This is a genomic window from Hoylesella shahii, assembly GCF_937990675.1.
Classification (GTDB): Bacteria; Bacteroidota; Bacteroidia; order Bacteroidales; family Bacteroidaceae; genus Prevotella; species Prevotella shahii.
In genome coordinates, this window is sequence record NZ_CALKQY010000058.1 from 1 (window position 1) to 16,986 (window position 16,986).

Annotated in this window: 12 protein-coding genes and 1 rRNA gene; 9 read left to right on the forward strand and 4 right to left on the reverse strand. The window is 49.8% G+C overall.

All coding sequences use genetic code 11. From position 1 onward, the window contains the following. The 4 genes from QME03_RS08490 to QME03_RS08505 all read right to left on the reverse strand — a co-directional run. Positions 1 to 441: ribosomal RNA gene (locus tag QME03_RS08490) — 16S ribosomal RNA — on the reverse strand; the annotation flags it as partial. 567 nt (positions 442 to 1,008) lie between these two features. Beyond that, positions 1,009 to 2,280: a radical SAM protein gene (locus tag QME03_RS08495; RefSeq protein WP_281724083.1), complete on the reverse strand. Its 1,272-nt coding sequence runs from the start codon at positions 2,278 to 2,280 to the stop codon at positions 1,009 to 1,011. A 1-nt stretch (position 2,281) separates the two neighbouring features. Then, complete coding sequence (locus QME03_RS08500; protein WP_281724084.1) at positions 2,282 to 3,160, reverse strand: radical SAM protein; 879 nt, start codon at positions 3,158 to 3,160, stop codon at positions 2,282 to 2,284. Next, positions 3,144 to 4,616 (reverse strand): hypothetical protein, encoded by a 1,473-nt coding sequence (locus tag QME03_RS08505; RefSeq protein WP_281724085.1) that lies wholly within the window; start codon positions 4,614 to 4,616, stop codon positions 3,144 to 3,146. Before QME03_RS08505 ends, QME03_RS08500 begins: the two co-directional genes overlap by 17 nt. Positions 4,617 to 5,254: 638 nt before the next feature. Here QME03_RS08505 and QME03_RS08510 point away from each other — a divergent pair. From QME03_RS08510 to QME03_RS08550, 9 genes are all read left to right on the forward strand, one after another. Then, positions 5,255 to 7,543, forward strand: a complete 2,289-nt coding sequence (locus QME03_RS08510; RefSeq protein ID WP_281724086.1) for a TonB-dependent receptor family protein — start codon at positions 5,255 to 5,257, stop codon at positions 7,541 to 7,543. 59 nt (positions 7,544 to 7,602) lie between these two features. Beyond that, a complete protein-coding gene (locus tag QME03_RS08515) occupies positions 7,603 to 8,382 on the forward strand; it encodes a class I SAM-dependent methyltransferase (RefSeq protein ID WP_281724087.1) in 780 nt (259 codons plus the stop codon). 2 nt (positions 8,383 to 8,384) lie between these two features. After that, on the forward strand, positions 8,385 to 8,999 hold the full coding sequence (locus tag QME03_RS08520; protein ID WP_281724088.1) for a hypothetical protein: 615 nt from the start codon (positions 8,385 to 8,387) through the stop codon (positions 8,997 to 8,999). Between the two features lie 131 nt (positions 9,000 to 9,130). Further along, positions 9,131 to 9,721 carry a hypothetical protein gene (locus tag QME03_RS08525; RefSeq protein WP_281724089.1) on the forward strand — a complete coding sequence of 197 codons (591 nt, stop codon included), beginning with the start codon at positions 9,131 to 9,133 and terminating at the stop codon, positions 9,719 to 9,721. A 40-nt stretch (positions 9,722 to 9,761) separates the two neighbouring features. Then, the gene (locus QME03_RS08530) at positions 9,762 to 10,808 is read left to right on the forward strand and encodes a hypothetical protein (protein ID WP_281724090.1); all 1,047 of its coding nucleotides are present in this window, start codon (positions 9,762 to 9,764) and stop codon (positions 10,806 to 10,808) included. A 5-nt stretch (positions 10,809 to 10,813) separates the two neighbouring features. Beyond that, positions 10,814 to 11,404, forward strand: coding sequence for a hypothetical protein (locus QME03_RS08535; protein WP_281724091.1), 591 nt, complete (start codon positions 10,814 to 10,816; stop codon positions 11,402 to 11,404). Continuing rightward, positions 11,401 to 13,911, forward strand: coding sequence for a TonB-dependent hemoglobin/transferrin/lactoferrin family receptor (locus QME03_RS08540; RefSeq protein ID WP_281724092.1), 2,511 nt, complete (start codon positions 11,401 to 11,403; stop codon positions 13,909 to 13,911). The genes QME03_RS08535 and QME03_RS08540 overlap by 4 nt, the downstream gene beginning before the upstream one ends. A gap of 13 nt (positions 13,912 to 13,924) precedes the next feature. Further along, positions 13,925 to 15,121: a hypothetical protein gene (locus QME03_RS08545; protein WP_281724093.1), complete on the forward strand. Its 1,197-nt coding sequence runs from the start codon at positions 13,925 to 13,927 to the stop codon at positions 15,119 to 15,121. A 12-nt stretch (positions 15,122 to 15,133) separates the two neighbouring features. After that, the gene (locus QME03_RS08550; RefSeq protein ID WP_281724094.1) at positions 15,134 to 16,801 is read left to right on the forward strand and encodes a hypothetical protein; all 1,668 of its coding nucleotides are present in this window, start codon (positions 15,134 to 15,136) and stop codon (positions 16,799 to 16,801) included. Positions 16,802 to 16,986: the final 185 nt, after the last annotated feature.

A 16,986-nucleotide genomic window follows, 5' to 3' on the forward strand; every position in this document is an offset into this window, starting at 1 on the left:
CAGTTTACAACCCATAGGGCCGTCATCCTGCACGCTACTTGGCTGGTTCAGGCTTACGCCCATTGACCAATATTCCTCACTGCTGCCTCCCGTAGGAGTCTGGACCGTGTCTCAGTTCCAGTGTGGGGGACCTTCCTCTCAGAACCCCTACCGATCGTTGCCACGGTGGGCCGTTACCCCGCCGTCAAGCTAATCGGACGCATCCCCATCCTTTACCGCTAAGCCTTTGGTCCAAATCGGATGCCGTCAATGGACTACATACGGTATTAGTCCGACTTTCGCCGGGTTATCCCGTAGTAAAGGGTAGGTTGGATACGCGTTACTCACCCGTGCGCCGGTCGCCATCAGTAATTGCAAGCAATCACTATGCTGCCCCGCGACTTGCATGTGTTAAGCCTGTAGCTAGCGTTCATCCTGAGCCAGGATCAAACTCTCCATTGTAAAATGTCTACGCATTATGCTCTATCAAAAAATAAAGCACAACGCTAAAAGTTTTATGCCTAAAAGGCATTATCCTATCAGAATGAGCACCTAATTTATTGTAGTTCACTCACCTGTTTTGATTAACCCTATAAAAAGGAGAATCAACGGTTCTTTATGTTCTACCCAAATACACTCAAAAATCAAGTGCATTTGCTCTTGTACTACTACTGTCTATGTAAATCTTTCAATGAACTCTTTCATTTGCTTCAGGATAACTTCGTTCCTGAAAGCGGATGCAAAGGTATAAAGATTTCCAATACCCGCAAAGCTTTTGCAGAATAAATCTTCAAAAACATCAATATTTTAACACTTTAAAACATTTTTGTGAAACAATATATACTATACACCTTATTTATATAAAGGGAGAAACCACTTAAAAAGAGAACAATTAATTTCTATATTTTGAGAATTTACAAAACCAGTAAACCCAAAAACTATCAAAATAAAGGCATTTGATACAGCCAATGCTTATCTTCACCTCGCTTATTTACGTGCAACCGCACTTTGTTACAAGCCCTGCATATCTTACGTGCCTAGATAAAACAACGACAGCACTGCGCCATAATAACGAAATCCCTTTTCGGTGATTTGCACCCTTTCCCCTCCCCCGCCGATGCAAACCAAGCCTTCGTTTAGACAGAATGTAAGTGCTTCGTGCACGCGTCTTTGCCACTCTGAGTCGTTAACGGCTAGCACTTTGGCCAACGAAAACGAGCCGAAATAGCCCGATATGGCGATATACTTAGCCGCCAATTGGGTTTGTGGCAATTGATAAACATCCGCTTCGGCGTATGTATCTTGCCGAATGAAGGCGCTAAGCTGCGAACTGTTTTTACCGCAATTGTATGCAATGCCCTCTTTACTCATGCTCTGTGCAGAGAGCCCGAACCCTTTATACGACGCACCATGCACCATTCGCGCCCTTAAATATGAGGACACCCCAAGGTCGGTTTTGCACAAAGAAAAGGTGTTTTGCCCAAATTGCGCATGATAACCAAGAGCTATAAACGCCTCGTAATAACGGCGATAGGCATGATAAAGTTGTTCTTTGGCGGGTACATCTTTATGAGCAAGCATATTGGTGCGCAATTCGTAGAGCGTAATTTGCTGGGGCATAAGTTGGGCAATGGCATGCAAGTCGCGTGCTATTGTCGCCTCTCCTTGCCCTTTGAGTCCATACATCAGGTCGATATTGATTTTCTCTAATCCTGCCCGATAAGCCTCGTTCATCCACTTGGCCATAACCTCTTGAGCCACATTTTCACGATGTTGAGAAGAAAGAACACCCACATCGGCCGACTGAACACCGAGTGAGAGCCGTCTTATGCCACTGTGTGCCATGCGCTGAAGCTTTTCTGGAGTAAGGGTATTGAAGGTGGCTTCAATGCTAGGTTCGTAATCGTTGGCCAAAGTAAGACCTTCCACTGCCTCATCGTACACATCCATCAGCCTACTGAAATTGTCTTGCGACAACGCTGTGGGGGTGCCTCCACCAAGGTCGAATCCCTGCAACTCCATGCCAGGATGCCCCTTCTTAAACTGAGCAATGTCGTTGGCCAGCACCTCAAGGTAATGCGTTTGCAACTGCACATCTGTGCAAACCATGCGGGTGTATTCGCAAAACAAACACAATTGTTTGCAAAATGGGATGTGAATGTAAAAAGACAAGGCTTTATCTTGCGCGAACGACAGGGGTGCGGGCACACGATAGTCTATCCAATCGCATGGCGACAAAGGATAAGAGGTATTGAATTGGGGGTTGTGTTTTCTTGCCTTAAAAACAGTTTTTATGCTCATCTCAGTAGATAATATTATGCTGATGAAAACCTTGGCGAAGATATTGACCATCGAAAACCAGTGACGAGGCACAGTAAGTGGGATCGGAATAGTTGCGCATGTAGATCTCTAATATCTTCAAATTTTTGTTATACAGATAGTTGCTACACTTGCAATGCGCACCGCGATTCATCGAATTGGTGAAATACACATGTGGGATTTTCTCCCAAAAAATCTCTTCTAGGTCAACAAAATGGTCGCAGCAATATTGATTTAGTTTCATCAACGCCACAAAGCCAATGCGTGGCACACCCAGCGACAGTGCGAAATCTAACATGCGGTGGGCCTCTTGTGCATTGTCGATGTAGCCCCGAATCAAGTTGCAGCTAACATTTACCTTTTGCATATCGACACCTTCGAACCTGAAAGCATCGGGCGTAATGGTGCAACCATACAACTGCGAGAGTGCCGATGCCTGGTAATGATGCAACGACATGGAAATACTATCCCATCGCGAATGCGTCATAAGCTGTTGCGATTGAGACAAAAGGCCGTTAGTATTGAGATGCATGTGAATATTTGAAAATTCGGGCTGCTCCATCATCTGCAATATCTGCTGCACCAAAGGCGACACCATAGCCGGTTCGCCCCCTGTGATATTCAGCCTATTGAGCTTAATGCCACGGTTGTGCAATTCGAAGATTACAGCCGAAAGTTTATCTAACCTGAACGCCGATTGCGGATGAGGGCTTGCTGCATTGGAACAGAATTGGCAATGTGCATTGCAACCTTTAGTTACCTTTACAAAGATATTTACCTGTGGCGGAATGGGTTTACCAGGCTCATCAATGAGATTGCAACCCCTACGTTTAAGCAAAATGTGCTTACCAAAAATTTCCATTTCTATTGTAGGCCCTATTACGGTTGATAAATTCGGTTTTTTCAATCATGCTAGGAAAGCTTAATCGCCCAACATACTTATCAAACACGGGTCTATCAAAATCTTTCATGGGCACATAATACCTCTTGCTCAAAATTTGATACTCTCCCTCTTCTATTTTCTTGTCCAAGATGGGCCTCACAGCATAAAATTCAAACTTTTGATTAAACGCAAGGGACGAAGAGTCCAGACAGCTTTTGCGATAGGTTCGAGCCATATTGTCCTCAATATATATTGGCGCAGTGCCACGCGCTATAGGTCGATATATGCCAAAAGAGCAACGGTCGTCGTCGCGAAAACTTTCTTCGATAACGGCTCGAATACCTTTTTGAGCTAACTCTTCTTGATGGTTGGTAAACATCACCTGCTCCAAGAGGTCGTTGTTGAGCACACCTTCTACGGTTAACTTAGGCCATAAATTTAACAAGCACCCAACAAAGCTTTTTGTTGGCGTGGGGTCGGGTCCGCCATAGTCATCAGAAAGATTTGCAGGTTGGTTGCCCTCTTCACCATTCATCACGAGAGAAAGATCGTGTTGCAGGTCCTTAATGTTGTTATATCTGCAAATATCGTTGAGTAATTGCACTATATCCACCAGCTTAGCGCACATACGCCGCGTGTAAAGTCTGTCTATACTAGCGAATTTATCGGCTATAAAATGGTTATCAAGCAATTTATCAAACTGTTCTACATTAAATTTTCCATCACGAAAAAGTTTTTCGGCATATGCTTCTAGCGTGTTAACCACCAGGTTTGCAGCCTCAACATCAAACCCTTTTCTACGCTTGTAGTCTTTAATAACCTGCTCTAAATCGTTTTTTAAGTCTTTATATCGGCCATAATGATACTGTGTGTTAAGTGTCTTTACCACATCAGCCAAGGTTCGGCATTGACCATATTTAGCCAAGCGATAAGACTTGGGAGCCTTAATAGCAGGATAGGCTGCAATGTGGCGCACAAACAATTTAGGCAGACACACATTGGGCAAGTGTACAGCATTGACAAAAAGCTGAGCTACCAAGTTCACATCAAGCTGGTTAGAACCTATACCTGCCATGGATACATAGAAAAATGTGTCGGGATGTTGACGGGCATAATCAATAAACTCGTTAACATATGGCCAATTACTACCCACAGAATAACCGATAATGGGTATGGAATAACTTTGACCTTGCATGCCAACGTACTGTGTAGCAGTTTCGCCATAAGGCAGTTTTAGGGCGTCAACTGCATCGCCATCAAGAACAACTCTGCTGCAACGAAAAAACACAAACACCTCATCGGCCTTTAAGCTCTTGAGAAATGCGGGCGTGTGAAGGGGGCGTTGCACATTGCGATACTCTCTAGACGCACTTTTACCAACGATTTTGGTATGAGAAAGCCTATTGAAAAAGGCGAGTATCTTGTTTATATTCATAATTTTCGAACTAATTTTAGACTTTATATTAAGCGCAAGGGATAGTTACTCCGCTTGTCAAACGTTTTATGCTGTTTATCTTTCGGTTGCATGTAGGCGGCTAATGTCCCTATAGGAGTAAAAACAAGCCCACATCATCCATGTGCAGCGCCATTTCGCCAATAAAAAGGCCCACTTATAGGGCAGCACAACCAAAATAAGCATGACGAGCATCGTTTTTTGCTATGCGCTGCGTCACAACACACAAACCCAATACTTCGACGTGCATGGCAAAGTTACAAATATTTTACTCAACAATGCCTTGCACAACGAGCTATTTTTATAATATGCTCTAAAGGGTGCGCCAAAGTGTGGCAATAGACTTTTGCTACCGGCACTCGTGGTAGAAGCAAAACATGCATTTACTGGCCTTGTGTATTATCTTTCCCTAAGCTATAGACTTAACATGTCAGGAAATTTCATACAAAAAAGAACACAAACAAAGCACATCTATCAACATAGCATTGAAGCCATTAGCACCTTCTTTCCTGGGCTTTTCATCAGCCTACCTAAAAGTAGGTATTTTGCATTTTCGGTAACATTTGTTACCCTTCATGTTGGTTTGCAACTCTACTTTTGCGACAAAATTAGCAAAAAAGATGGACGCACGTTTGAAGCTTGGTTTAGCATTTTGGTTCACCGTGATGAGTTGCATGGCGGTAAGGCCACCATACCATCTACACCATGCCCTCCCAAACGCCACAGACAACGACAGCACCCAAGCCGATAAGGTACGAAACACGCTACCACGCGTGGTAAACCTCAAAGAAGTAAACGTGCTGGCACCCCGACAGCTAACGCAACCCACCGTGGCACAAGCCCTAAACGAGCAACGGCTCATTGCCGGAAGCACATCGCTGGTGCAGATGTCGCCCCTACGGCAACGTCTGTCCACGCTGAAAGATGCGTTGGCCATGCAACCAGGCGTTATCATTCAAGAGTTCTTCGGTCTGAACGACCAACCCCGACTCAACATCCGCGGTTCGGGCATCCAGAGTAACCCACAACGCCGAGGCGTGTACCTGCTGCAAGACGGCATACCCGTAAACTTTGCCGACGGCTCTTACATCATCGGCGTGATGGACCCCATGACGGCCCATTTCGTTGAAGTGTTTAAAGGAGCCAACGCCCTAAACTTCGGTGCAAGCACCCTCGGCGGAGCCATCAACTTCGTTTCGCCCACGGCCAACAAGCAACATGGGGCTAACATGCTCGTAAAGGCAGAAGGCGGAAGTTATGGTTACAGGGCTGTGGCTGCAAGCATGGGCTACCGCTGGCAAACAAGCGATGCCCACATAAGCACATCGTACAGCGCGCAAGACGGGCACAGGCTTTACAACCACAACACCCGATGGAGCATTGCGGCCAACTATGGGCTGCAAAATCCCAACAGGCATGTGGAAAACCGCACGTACCTGCACTTCACCTGGCTGAAATTCCAGTTTCCAGGGCCGCTCAACATGCAGCAACTGATGGACAACCCCAAGCAAGTTAACGCCGGCGTAGACCTTCCTTTCAGCATGGGGCCAAACGTGTTGCGCGATAAGCCACGCCGCTTTGCGCGCATGATACGCGTGGCCAACCGCACGGGCATCCGTTTCAACGCCAACAGCGACCTCGTGGCTGCCGTGTATTACCAATATGCCGACGACCAATTTGTGTTTCCCATCACCATTTCCATCCCCCACTCGTACCATCACGATGGCGGACTGACCGTCAGCTACCGCCTCAACACGGGCAAACACCACCTGCGTGCAGGCCTTGTGGCATCAACAGGACAAATAGATCGCCGCACCTATATCAATAAAGACGGGCTAGAATCGTTTATGTTTGCCCACGACGACCTGCAAGCGCGCAACCTGACCCTCTTTGCAGAAGACTTGATCAGGCTGACGTCGAAACTGAATTTCGTGGCCGATGCCCACCTTGTGTACAACGAGCGCAACAGCAGCGACCGCTTTCCACAACCCGACCTTCGGCCGTGGTACAGCCACATGTCGAAAAAGTACCGCTACTTTCGTTCGCAAAGCACAACGCTCAACCAACACTGGACGGCTTTCAACCCACGCATAGGACTGATATACAGTCCCTTTAAAGGCGAAGACGTGCAGCTGTTTGGCAACCTAAGCCGAAGTTACGAGCCGCCAACCTTCGACGAACTGGTTGGCACGGAGGTAACAACCAACATCAACACCAGCCCTAAGCGGCTTTACGCCATTGTCTTAGACAAGCAAACGGCCACCACCCTGGAACTGGGAAGCAAGGGACGGACAACACGCTTTTCGTGGAATGTGGCCGCCTACCGCTCGTGGGTACGCAACGAAATACTAGAAGTTAAAGACTACGTGCGCGGCATCAAGCGCACCGAGAACTATCCCACAACCCTACATCAGGGTGTGGAAGTGGGGCTGAACGCCGTTGTTGCCGACAATCCTTGGGGCACAAACGCGGGTAAGCTTACCCTTGGTGGAGTGTACGATTTCAGCGACTTCCGTTTCAGCGGCGGCAAATACCAGGGCAAACGCCTTGCGGGCATACCCCAACACTATCTGAACCTGTCGGCCGAATACGAGCATTCGTGCGGTCTTAGCATTGCGGCACAAGTGGAATGGAAACCAGGCGAAACCCCCATCGACCACACCAACACCATGTTTCAGCCCGCATACCGCGTGTGGAACGTGCGTGCGGCCTACGCACTGGGCAAAAACATCAGCCTGTACGTAGAGATGAAGAACGTGGCCAACAGCCGTTACGCCTCCAGCTACGTTATCAGCGACGAGATACATAACCCGCCCATCCCCTTCCCCAACTTCTCTGCAAAGCAGATGGCATTCTTCATTCCCGCCCAGCCGCGCTGCATATTTGGGGGCATAACGTGGCAAATGTAGGCTTTGCCGCCTTAATCAACAGAAATGTTTTACACCGTTAGACTTAACATATAACCATCATGACCGAGAAAAAAATGAACATGGAGCAAGGCCATTGGGTGCTTGCCAAACTTGGAAAAAGGGTGCTTAGACCAGGAGGACGCGAACTTACCGCCCAAATGTTAGAGGCAATGAACATCAACGAGACGGACGACGTGGTGGAGTTTGCACCAGGATTGGGACAAACGGCCCGCCTAACCGTAGCCCATAAGCCACACTCGTACACCGCCGTAGAGCTGAACGAAGAGGCCGCCAGCCGTGTTCGGCACAACGTAAGCTATGCCAACATGCGCGTAGTGGCGGCCGATGCCGCACAAACAGGGCTACCCGATGCCTGCGCAACAAAGGTGTACGGCGAGGCGATGCTCACCATGCAGAGCGCACCGCAGAAAAACGCTATCGTAAGAGAGGCGGCACGACTGCTGAAAGCGGGCGGACTGTACGCCATTCACGAAATCGTAATCTGCCCCGACGATGCGGGCAGCGAGCTACAACGCACCATCGAGAAGGACCTTGCACATAGCATCAAGACCAATGTGCGCCCACTAACGCTCTCTGCATGGCGCGCCGTGCTTGAAGAAAACGGTTTCGAGGTGGTATGGACAAAACAAAGCCCCATGCACCTGCTAGAATGGCGCCGCGTGGTGGCCGACGAAGGATGGGGCGGTTTCCTGCGCATCGTTTGGCGCATGCTTCGCAATGCCCCTGCCCGAAAGCGCATTTTGCACATGCGGAGCATATTTAGGAAGCACGACAAGAACATCCAAGCCATCTCGATGGTGGCGCGAAAACGGGCTTAGGGATGGTTGCACACAACATATCCCAACTGCGCGGGGCGGCCATTGGGCTTGCACTTGCCCTCCTTACAACAACGCTTGTGGGGTCATGCACCGACGACATGCACTCGCCCGACCTGGAACGGGCCGACCAACTGCTGCCCAACCGCAACGAATATGCCGACTCTAACCTGCACACCCAAGCGCAAGCCAAACTTGTGGCAGGGCTGTACGACTCGCGGCTCGACCTTATTTACTACGATGCCGACCGCGTAACGCCTCGCCTCTACTTCACAGGCGGCGATGCAATAGTGCCGCTCACAGCGAACAACAACGGGTGGTTGCAACTTCGTGTGGTTGATTTCCACACCCAGTTCATGCCGCTCTACATGTCGATAAACATGAAACTGTTGCTCACCGATACGCCTAGCGACACCATCCGCCTTGCAGGCAAAGACGGCTCGGTGCATACAAGCGACCACGGAAAAACCATCGGGCTGCCCCTTCCCGAAAGCGACGATGCCGAAATGGAGGGCTTTTACATCAAATCGAAAGGCGAAATATACGCCATCATCGACCTGATGTTGCCCGTTCCAATGAAAATCAGGTGGCACGGTAAGAAGCAAATACCAACGCCATAACTGCTTATCGGTGCATGGAAAACGGCTGTACCTACGCCGAAAACACGTGGCAAACAATATGTTTGTCCATACGTCAGCCAATATTATTCACCTTGCTCCATCTTATGTTGGGGCTAAAAACCTATAGATAAATGAGAATTACAAGTTTAAAAAATCTTTCTGCGCTGTTCATCATGTTCGCCCTGGCCATGAGTCTTACAACAGCTTGTAGCAAATCAGACGACAACGAAGGTGTAAGCGAAGCAGTTGTCAATAGCATGGCAGGTACATACAAGGCCACCATAGCTCCCACAATGGGTAACAAGAAAATGGCCGAAGGCCCGCACACCATATATATAGAGCGCGTGGCAGGTACGCAACAAGTGCGCATGCACTACGAGAACTTCAACGCACCTTTCCTTGATGGAAATGGCAAACCTAGCGAAACGGCACGCATGCCTTTCGACATGACCGTCGATTTTACTTTCGTTGCCACCCCAGGAGAGAACGGAGCCGTTGCACTTAAGTCAATAAAGGGGTATTTTAAGGCTGCGCCTCACAACGGGAATTCGGTAGATCCAAAGCATTTGCCTGGTGGAATAGCCATCCCAAACCCCAATGGGTTTGAAACCGACAAAGCTACTGCCGAAGGAACGTGGAAAGACAACAAGCTTGTTCTGCGTATCTTGCCCAACGTCTTGCCTGTGGTGGTGAATGTCGAAGCGGCTAAACAACAGAACTGACAACTACACCACCATAAACTAAATAAAAAATAGAACAACTATGCCAAACTCAAACAATGCTCTCATCCAAGCCCAGCGTTGGTTTGCCATCGCATTTACGGGTCTGTTCGCCTTTTTCCTTGTAGGCTGCACCACATCCGAACTAGACGAGAACGAGCGCGCACTTGTGGCCAAACAGCAACTGGCCGACAAATTCGACCAACTTTTCAACCTGGCGTTCGAGTCGCCAGACAAAGCAGAGGAGCAGTTTAACCAGCTAGTGTTCAGCGATCTCGTTACCGACGACCACAATCTTTTGGCCGACGACGACGTCCGCGCCTTTCAAACACTGGTGCAAATTGCCGTAAGACTTAACAGAGACGCCCGCGACGTACCTTCAAAGATGAGCCAAAACACCCTGTTCGACATGTACATTGCGCGCAACCAGTTGCTCATCTCGAGCGGAAGCACGCTCTACGAGTTGCCCTACCGCCTGCGTAGCGGCGAGAGATACCAACGGTTGAAAGAACTTGTGGCGCAGATAGACAAAGAAACACAGAAGTATGTAGACCAATTGAGCAGCAAAACACAAGCTCCACCCAAAGACATCACCGGCACACAATGGACCTGGACGTTCGACATAGACAGCATTCGAGAAAACGTTGCCGACCTGAACGAGGGCGTGTACAAGTCGATGAAAGAGTTCGCCTTCGACTTTACGCTTAATGCCGACAATACAGTGAAGGCCCAACGTTTCTTTCTTTTGCCTGCCGTTGAGGAATACAGCAAACGCTTCAACGGCGATGGCGACTGGCTCGAAGCTAACATGAGCGAAACGCCCATGCGCTACGCCACCTACGGCAACAAGATATTCTTCCGCATCCCAATGAAGAATACTTCCAACTTCTCTGATGGGTATGGTGATGTGAAGCGCGAATGGTATTACGAGTTCACCTATCAGCGCAGCGGCGACAAGCTGATACTGAGCCAACCCCGCATCGGGTTGTTCGTTCAAATCAAGCAATTCCTAACCTCGTATGCCGACAAAACGTTCGACACAAGCTATCCCGAACCCTTTAAGCAAATAACCCTAACGCCTAAGAAATGAACCGAATGCCACAGTTTAAGTTGTTAGCCGCACTGCTCTCGCTGTTGTTTTCCCTATCGGGATGCATCGGTCGGGAGCTAGACGACAACGACACTTTCCAACAGGCGCAACCCTCTGAGATGGATGCCGACAACGCTTTGCTGCTTTCGAAGATATTCGTGATAGACGAAAGCAACACCTACCTGTGGTTCGACCTGCACAACGAGGTGGCCAATTTTTCACAACCCGAACTGCTCCTGCCCACAGACAACGGTGGAACGGAGGGCACATTGCGCATTCCCCTGCGCGGTCTGCTTTACGAATACCGCGCCAATGAACACACGTTAACGTTTAAGCGCGTGCCGCCAAGGTTCTTAAACTGGGGCGAAACAACGGCTTCGTTCGTCTTCAACCTCACGCAAACCGATGGCGGCAGCATATTGTTACCCGGCGGAAAAACGCAGAAAGGGTCGAAACCCACGTTCGAACTTGCCCTCAAGTCTATCCTCATAGACGGCGCGCAAGTTCCCATAGCGGTGGGAACGCCTTTCAATGCCGATGGGAGAACCATCAAGATGAAGCCCTACACCAAGAAACTAACGCTGATAAACGGATGAAAAGACATTCACATACAACTGCCGATGCCCTTAGTGGGCAAACCATCCGCGCCGCGTTGGCGCACCGCAAGCCAGGCGTTTTGCTTGCCTGGGCACTCTTGTTTGCGTGCTTCATGCCCGCAACTGTCAGCGCACAAGCCGTCGTTAACGACACCACACGTGCGCACAACATTAAGGAAGTGGTGGTGAAAGCCAATCGCGGAGCGCGTGCCGTGGGCATGATTAAGCAAACGGCGGAGCAACTTAAAGTGGAAATGCCTGCCGACATGACCGACCTTGTGCGCTACATGCCCTCCGTGGGCGTGTCGATATCGGGGTCGCGCGGCGGCATGCGGGGCTTCGCCATGCGCGGTGTAGAGGCCAACAGGGTGGCAATAAGCGTAGACGGAATATTACAACCCGACATCCAAGACAATGTCGTATTCAGCTCGTATGGCCTTTCCAACGCCTCGCGGATAGACTTCGACCCCTACCTAGCCTCATCGGTAGAGATACAAAGGGGTGCAAACTCGTTCGTATCTGGCAACGGGGCACTGGGCGGAACGGTGAACTACAACACCAAAAACGCACGCGACCTGATAACGAAAGGCCAATGGGGCGGGTTCGCCCACGCAGGATATAACGGCAAAGACAACCTACGCTCGTTCATCGGAGGGGCGGCAGCCCTGTGGAAACAATGGGAAGCGTTGCTCATGGTTACCCGCCGCGACGGCAACGAGTTGCGAAACTTCGCCCACGGAGCGCGAACCCGCAACATCACCTCTACCCAAACGGACCCCACCTCCTTTGCACAACACGCCTGGTTGGCCAAACTGGCCTATGCGCCCAACGAGCACCACCGCATTGATGCGACTTTCTACGCGATGAACCGAAAGGCTGATGCAGAGGTTTGGACACTCGAACCCATAGACGCTTTCACGGCAGAAGGCAAGCCTTATTATTATTCGCACGACCAATCGCTCACCCGACAGGCTTCTGCCGGCTACCGCTTCACGTCAGACGAAGCACTAGTTAAGAAGTTCGCTGCCAGGCTACACTATCAGGTTTCGTATCTCGACGCCACTACGTGGACCGACTATTATCGTCCAAACTTCGACAAGCACAACGGCAACATGACCCTATTGCACGAGGGCAAGCGCGACAAATACCGCGCACAAGAGATTGGCGACGCCCTGTTACGTCTCTCGGCCGACACCCGTAAGCTGCCTCTTGGCGCGCTAGGCCAACACAGCCTAAACCTAACTGCCACCACTTCGCTGCGCAATTACAGCTCGCGCAACGTGGATGTGGAAAATCCCGTAGCCGCAAACAACGTAGACGGCTACACCGTTAGGCACGGAAAGGTGTACCTTTTGGGCGAGAGCATGGGCACCACGGCCGAAGCTTACGCCTTTGTAAACCCCATCAGGCGGTTCAACTTGGCCCTGTCGCTGCTAGACGAAGCCACGCTTTCGCCCGAGCTGAACCTTAAACTAGGCCTACGCTACGACCTCTTTCGCACAACAGACGATGCCGACACGCAGGCGCGCAACACGGGTTACATTGCCTACCTGCTGCAAAACGTGCAGGGAGCGAACATGGATTTCAGTCCGATACGCAACACCCAGGGTGGTCTGTCGGCGCTGGCCGTACTGGCATATACGCCCAAACCGTGGCTCAACTTGGCCTACAAGTTCTCCACAGGCTATCGAGTACCCAACATCGAAGAGCAATATTTCCAGTTCTACAGCACGTGGCCTTCGTTCCTTGTGATGGCAAACCGCGACCTGAAGCCCGAAAAATCCATCAATCACGAGTTGGAAATAACAGGCAAAACCAATGCCCTGGCCTACATGTTCAGTGCCTATTACAACCATTACTCCGACTTTATCGAGCTTCGGCAAGGCCTGCTCACGGTGAGCGAGCCACTTATGTCGCACGAAAAACGCCTGGCCTACGTAACCAACGTTAACCGCGACCGCGCCCATCTTGTAGGTTTCGATGCCGCACTGCAACTGTATCCAGATGCTTGGTGGCCCGTCTTGCGTGGCATTTCGCTGTCGTCGGCGTGGAGTTACGCACAGGGCGAGTCGTCCTCGGGCATGAGCATGCTCAGCGTTCAGCCGCTTGCCGGAAACCTTGGGCTAGCCTACACCAGTGCAAATAAGCGTTGGGAGGTTAACGCCAAGATGAATTTCCACTTCGCCAAGCCCATTTCGCAAACCACATTCTGGGACCGCGATGCCTCCGGACGCGACATTATTCGCCGTTTTCCTGCCGCATTTTTAGAGAACGCATACACCTTCGACCTCTATGCCTATTATAAAATAGGTGGCCACATCACGCTGAGGGCGGGCGTGTACAATCTCTTCGACACCCAATATCACCGTTGGGACGACCTGCGGCAGCTCACCAACCCCGCCCTGCTGGGCAACATCAACCTCTTCTTTAAAGACGGGCGCAAGTCGCTCGCACGCTTCACACAGCCTCGCCGCTATCTATCGGCGGCCATAGAAATTAACATTTAAAACCCCGCATATAATGAAACACATCGTTCTGGCGGCCTTGTCGCTCGCCACTTTGTTCGCTGCATGCGACCAACGCAACGTTATAGATGTACACCAAGAGGCCACCGTGCCCGACCTGAACAACCCCGTGGTGCAGAAACTCACCTCCACCACATGGTTTAAAGACGTGAACCTGAACATTCCCAACGACTCGTGGAGCAGCACCAACTTCGGCAATAAGGCCTCTACCCCATTCGAAGGCATGCTCTACTCTATGGCATGGCTGGGTATGGAGCTGCAAAGAGACGGCACCTCCACGCTCATCTTCTATCCACCGCTTACGAAACACCAATTCCTTCTTTGCAGGGGCAAATGGAAAACATCGCCAACCGACCCCAACACCGTTATCATCGACACCAAAACACCCGTGGGATATGCCACCTTACGCGTGAAGGTGATGGACCTGCAAACCAAAGACAACGTGGCCATGATACGCGCATACATCGACACTGGAAACCGCGTGATGATGATAGACTTCTTTAACGGAGGCTCGGTGCTGGAAGGTGGCTCGCCAACAGAGTTTCCCGATCTGCGCAACATGGGGCAAGCATGGTTCGACGGCATGCAAGTTAGCCGCCAACCCATAGACAAAGGCCTGTTTAACAACACCGCTTGGGAGATGTCGCCCTATTCAAGCGAATCGGAAAGTAAATTCGAAATACCCCAATTGGCCATCCGAACAACTTTCGTTAACGACTTCCTCACCAAGACACCATCCCTTGTTTACGGGGCGAAATTCAACTTCACACAAGACGGCAACGTGTACATAGACATTCCATCTGTCGTTAAAGAGACGGCGTTCCGCCCCTGGGCATCGCAGGTTGAAGACAAAACCATCATGGTGAAAGGCACTTGGCGCACGCAAGGCAACCGAATTATCGTTGAAACAAACGAGCTTCCGTTCATCAGTGTGGGCGAAGAACTCTTCCGTGTTCCAACAGACCAACGCCCGCTCGACGTGCTACTCAGCAACGACAACGGCGATGCCGTGAAGGTTTGGAAAAACTATTACTACATCATCGAGTACATCAAGCCCACAAACACGGGCGCATGGTTCCGCATTTCATCGCCACAAGAAACCTATTATCTCTTCATGCTCAAGCAGCCCATCGCCACTTTAACCGATGTTAAAGGCGTTAGAGAAACCGCAAAAACGTTGACACAACCCTAACACAAAGCCACAATGAACAAAACATATATCACACTGGCCGCCACAATGGCCCTGGCACTGGTGCTGAACTCGTGCCAAAAGGGCGACTTGCTCAACGTCGTTCAAGACGATGTAGAGCTGAACGAGAACACCGCCCAATACCAGGAATTCATCAAAGAGCGCGTTACCGACTACGCCCGAGCTTACCGCTTTGAGCAGGCACGTGCCAATTTGCCCAAGCTTACCGATGAGGCTAACCGCAAAGAGGGCGAACGCATCATCAACTTCTACCACGCAAAAGCCCTCAAAGACGGCTTCGCATACCTTTTGCCCAACGGCGACTCGCTCTTCTTAAAGATGAAAAACGAAGAGAACCTGCCGCCGGAAAAGATAGAGCATATTCTGCAATTCAACCAGTATGCCGAGTTTAAAGGCCTGGGACAAGACGTTACGTTGTGGGGAGCGGCCAACTTTCCAAACACGAAAAGCATTTACATATCCGAGGCGCAGATAACAAAAATGCTCGACCTAGACAAGCTTACAAAGCTAGAAGAGGTGAGGCTTATCTTTGAAAGCGGCAATTTCGACTACACACTTTGGTTCCCCAACCGTCCCTTTAAGCGCATAGACGTAAGCGGATACGACTTCTCGAAGAACGACAAGATAACATGGATGGAGTTTAAGAATTGCGATCTCACGGCAATAAAAGCTCCCACAAACGTGTTCCCTATGTTTAAAGCAAGTTATTGCGAATACAATGCGGCCACCATCAACACCCCGAGGGCGCGCAAGATGCAGTTCGAGGATTGCAACATCCTAGAACCCGACATAAAAGTTACCAATCCCCACGTGCGCAGTTTAACCATCACTGCCTATCCTGATGCAAACAACAAGGGTATTCGCACGTTCGACATTAGTGCTAGCCGCATTAACTATTTCTCTATTTATCAGCCAGACAGCAAGCAACATGAAGTAGAGGAGGTTAAGCTCAATCAGTATCTAGACACCCTCGAGATACTGTCCCTGGGCAATAGGCAGAAAAAAGCGAAAATAGTGGGCCTAGACAAGATTAACAAGCTGAAACGACTGGTATACAACTTTAACACGTGGCCCATGTTGCCCCAAGACATACCCTGCGCCGTTACGTCTCTGAGCCTGCCTGCCAGCAGCCCGCCAGATATCAAGGTAGGAACGAAGATAGACTATACCAAAGTGCAAGGCCTGCGAGAGCTAGAAGTCCAACAATTCATAACAGACAACACCATTTACCCCGAAAACTTGGACTCGCTTGTTCTCAAACCCCTCAGCTATATCGACCCCGTTAAGACGTTAGACCTTAGCCATACCAAGCTAAAAAGGTGTGAGTTGTATTTTGGATGGACAAGCGGCATGGAAGAAAGTAGGCCGGACATGCCCCGGATTGAGCTTATAAAAATGCCAACCACGATAGAAAAGCTAGATTTAAGCTCGATAAAAACCGATGTTCTAGACCTTACGGGCTTAGACAATCTTAGGTTTTTAAGGATAAATGATGATCTTGTCAACCCAATTAAGCGGATTATCTTCCCCAAGAACCTTAAACGAAGCAACTTTAAGGGCGAATTCGACTTCTTTCTAAGTGTGGATAAAACCAAAACAGAATTGGTAAACTACCCCAAATGGGTTAAAACAAACGAGAATGGTTATGAAGTTGCGAAGTAAAATCGAACACATTCTAGCAAAACGGCAACAAAATGAACAAAACAAACATTCCCTTCCCCTCTCTCCCACCAAGGGAGGGGGGCGAAGGGGATTGCGGAACGAGGGGGCAGTAAGCCGACTGTAAGTTGATATGCCAACGCACTAGCAAGCAAACAAGCAGCCAAACAAACCCATTCCTGCACAAA

What these genes read in the sequence shown, in the direction of transcription:
- QME03_RS08530 (WP_281724090.1), top strand. Translation starts at nt 9,762, where the DNA reads ATGCCAAACTCAAACAATGCTCTCATCCAAGCCCAGCGTTGGTTTGCC.
- QME03_RS08510 (WP_281724086.1), top strand. Translation starts at nt 5,255, where the DNA reads ATGGACGCACGTTTGAAGCTTGGTTTAGCATTTTGGTTCACCGTGATG.
- QME03_RS08500 (WP_281724084.1), bottom strand. Translation starts at nt 3,160, where the DNA reads ATGGAAATTTTTGGTAAGCACATTTTGCTTAAACGTAGGGGTTGCAAT.
- QME03_RS08505 (WP_281724085.1), bottom strand. Translation starts at nt 4,616, where the DNA reads ATGAATATAAACAAGATACTCGCCTTTTTCAATAGGCTTTCTCATACC.
- QME03_RS08545 (WP_281724093.1), top strand. Translation starts at nt 13,925, where the DNA reads ATGAAACACATCGTTCTGGCGGCCTTGTCGCTCGCCACTTTGTTCGCT.
- QME03_RS08540 (WP_281724092.1), top strand. Translation starts at nt 11,401, where the DNA reads ATGAAAAGACATTCACATACAACTGCCGATGCCCTTAGTGGGCAAACC.
- QME03_RS08515 (WP_281724087.1), top strand. Translation starts at nt 7,603, where the DNA reads ATGACCGAGAAAAAAATGAACATGGAGCAAGGCCATTGGGTGCTTGCC.
- QME03_RS08525 (WP_281724089.1), top strand. Translation starts at nt 9,131, where the DNA reads ATGAGAATTACAAGTTTAAAAAATCTTTCTGCGCTGTTCATCATGTTC.
- QME03_RS08550 (WP_281724094.1), top strand. Translation starts at nt 15,134, where the DNA reads ATGAACAAAACATATATCACACTGGCCGCCACAATGGCCCTGGCACTG.
- QME03_RS08535 (WP_281724091.1), top strand. Translation starts at nt 10,814, where the DNA reads ATGCCACAGTTTAAGTTGTTAGCCGCACTGCTCTCGCTGTTGTTTTCC.
- QME03_RS08495 (WP_281724083.1), bottom strand. Translation starts at nt 2,280, where the DNA reads ATGAGCATAAAAACTGTTTTTAAGGCAAGAAAACACAACCCCCAATTC.
- QME03_RS08520 (WP_281724088.1), top strand. Translation starts at nt 8,385, where the DNA reads ATGGTTGCACACAACATATCCCAACTGCGCGGGGCGGCCATTGGGCTT.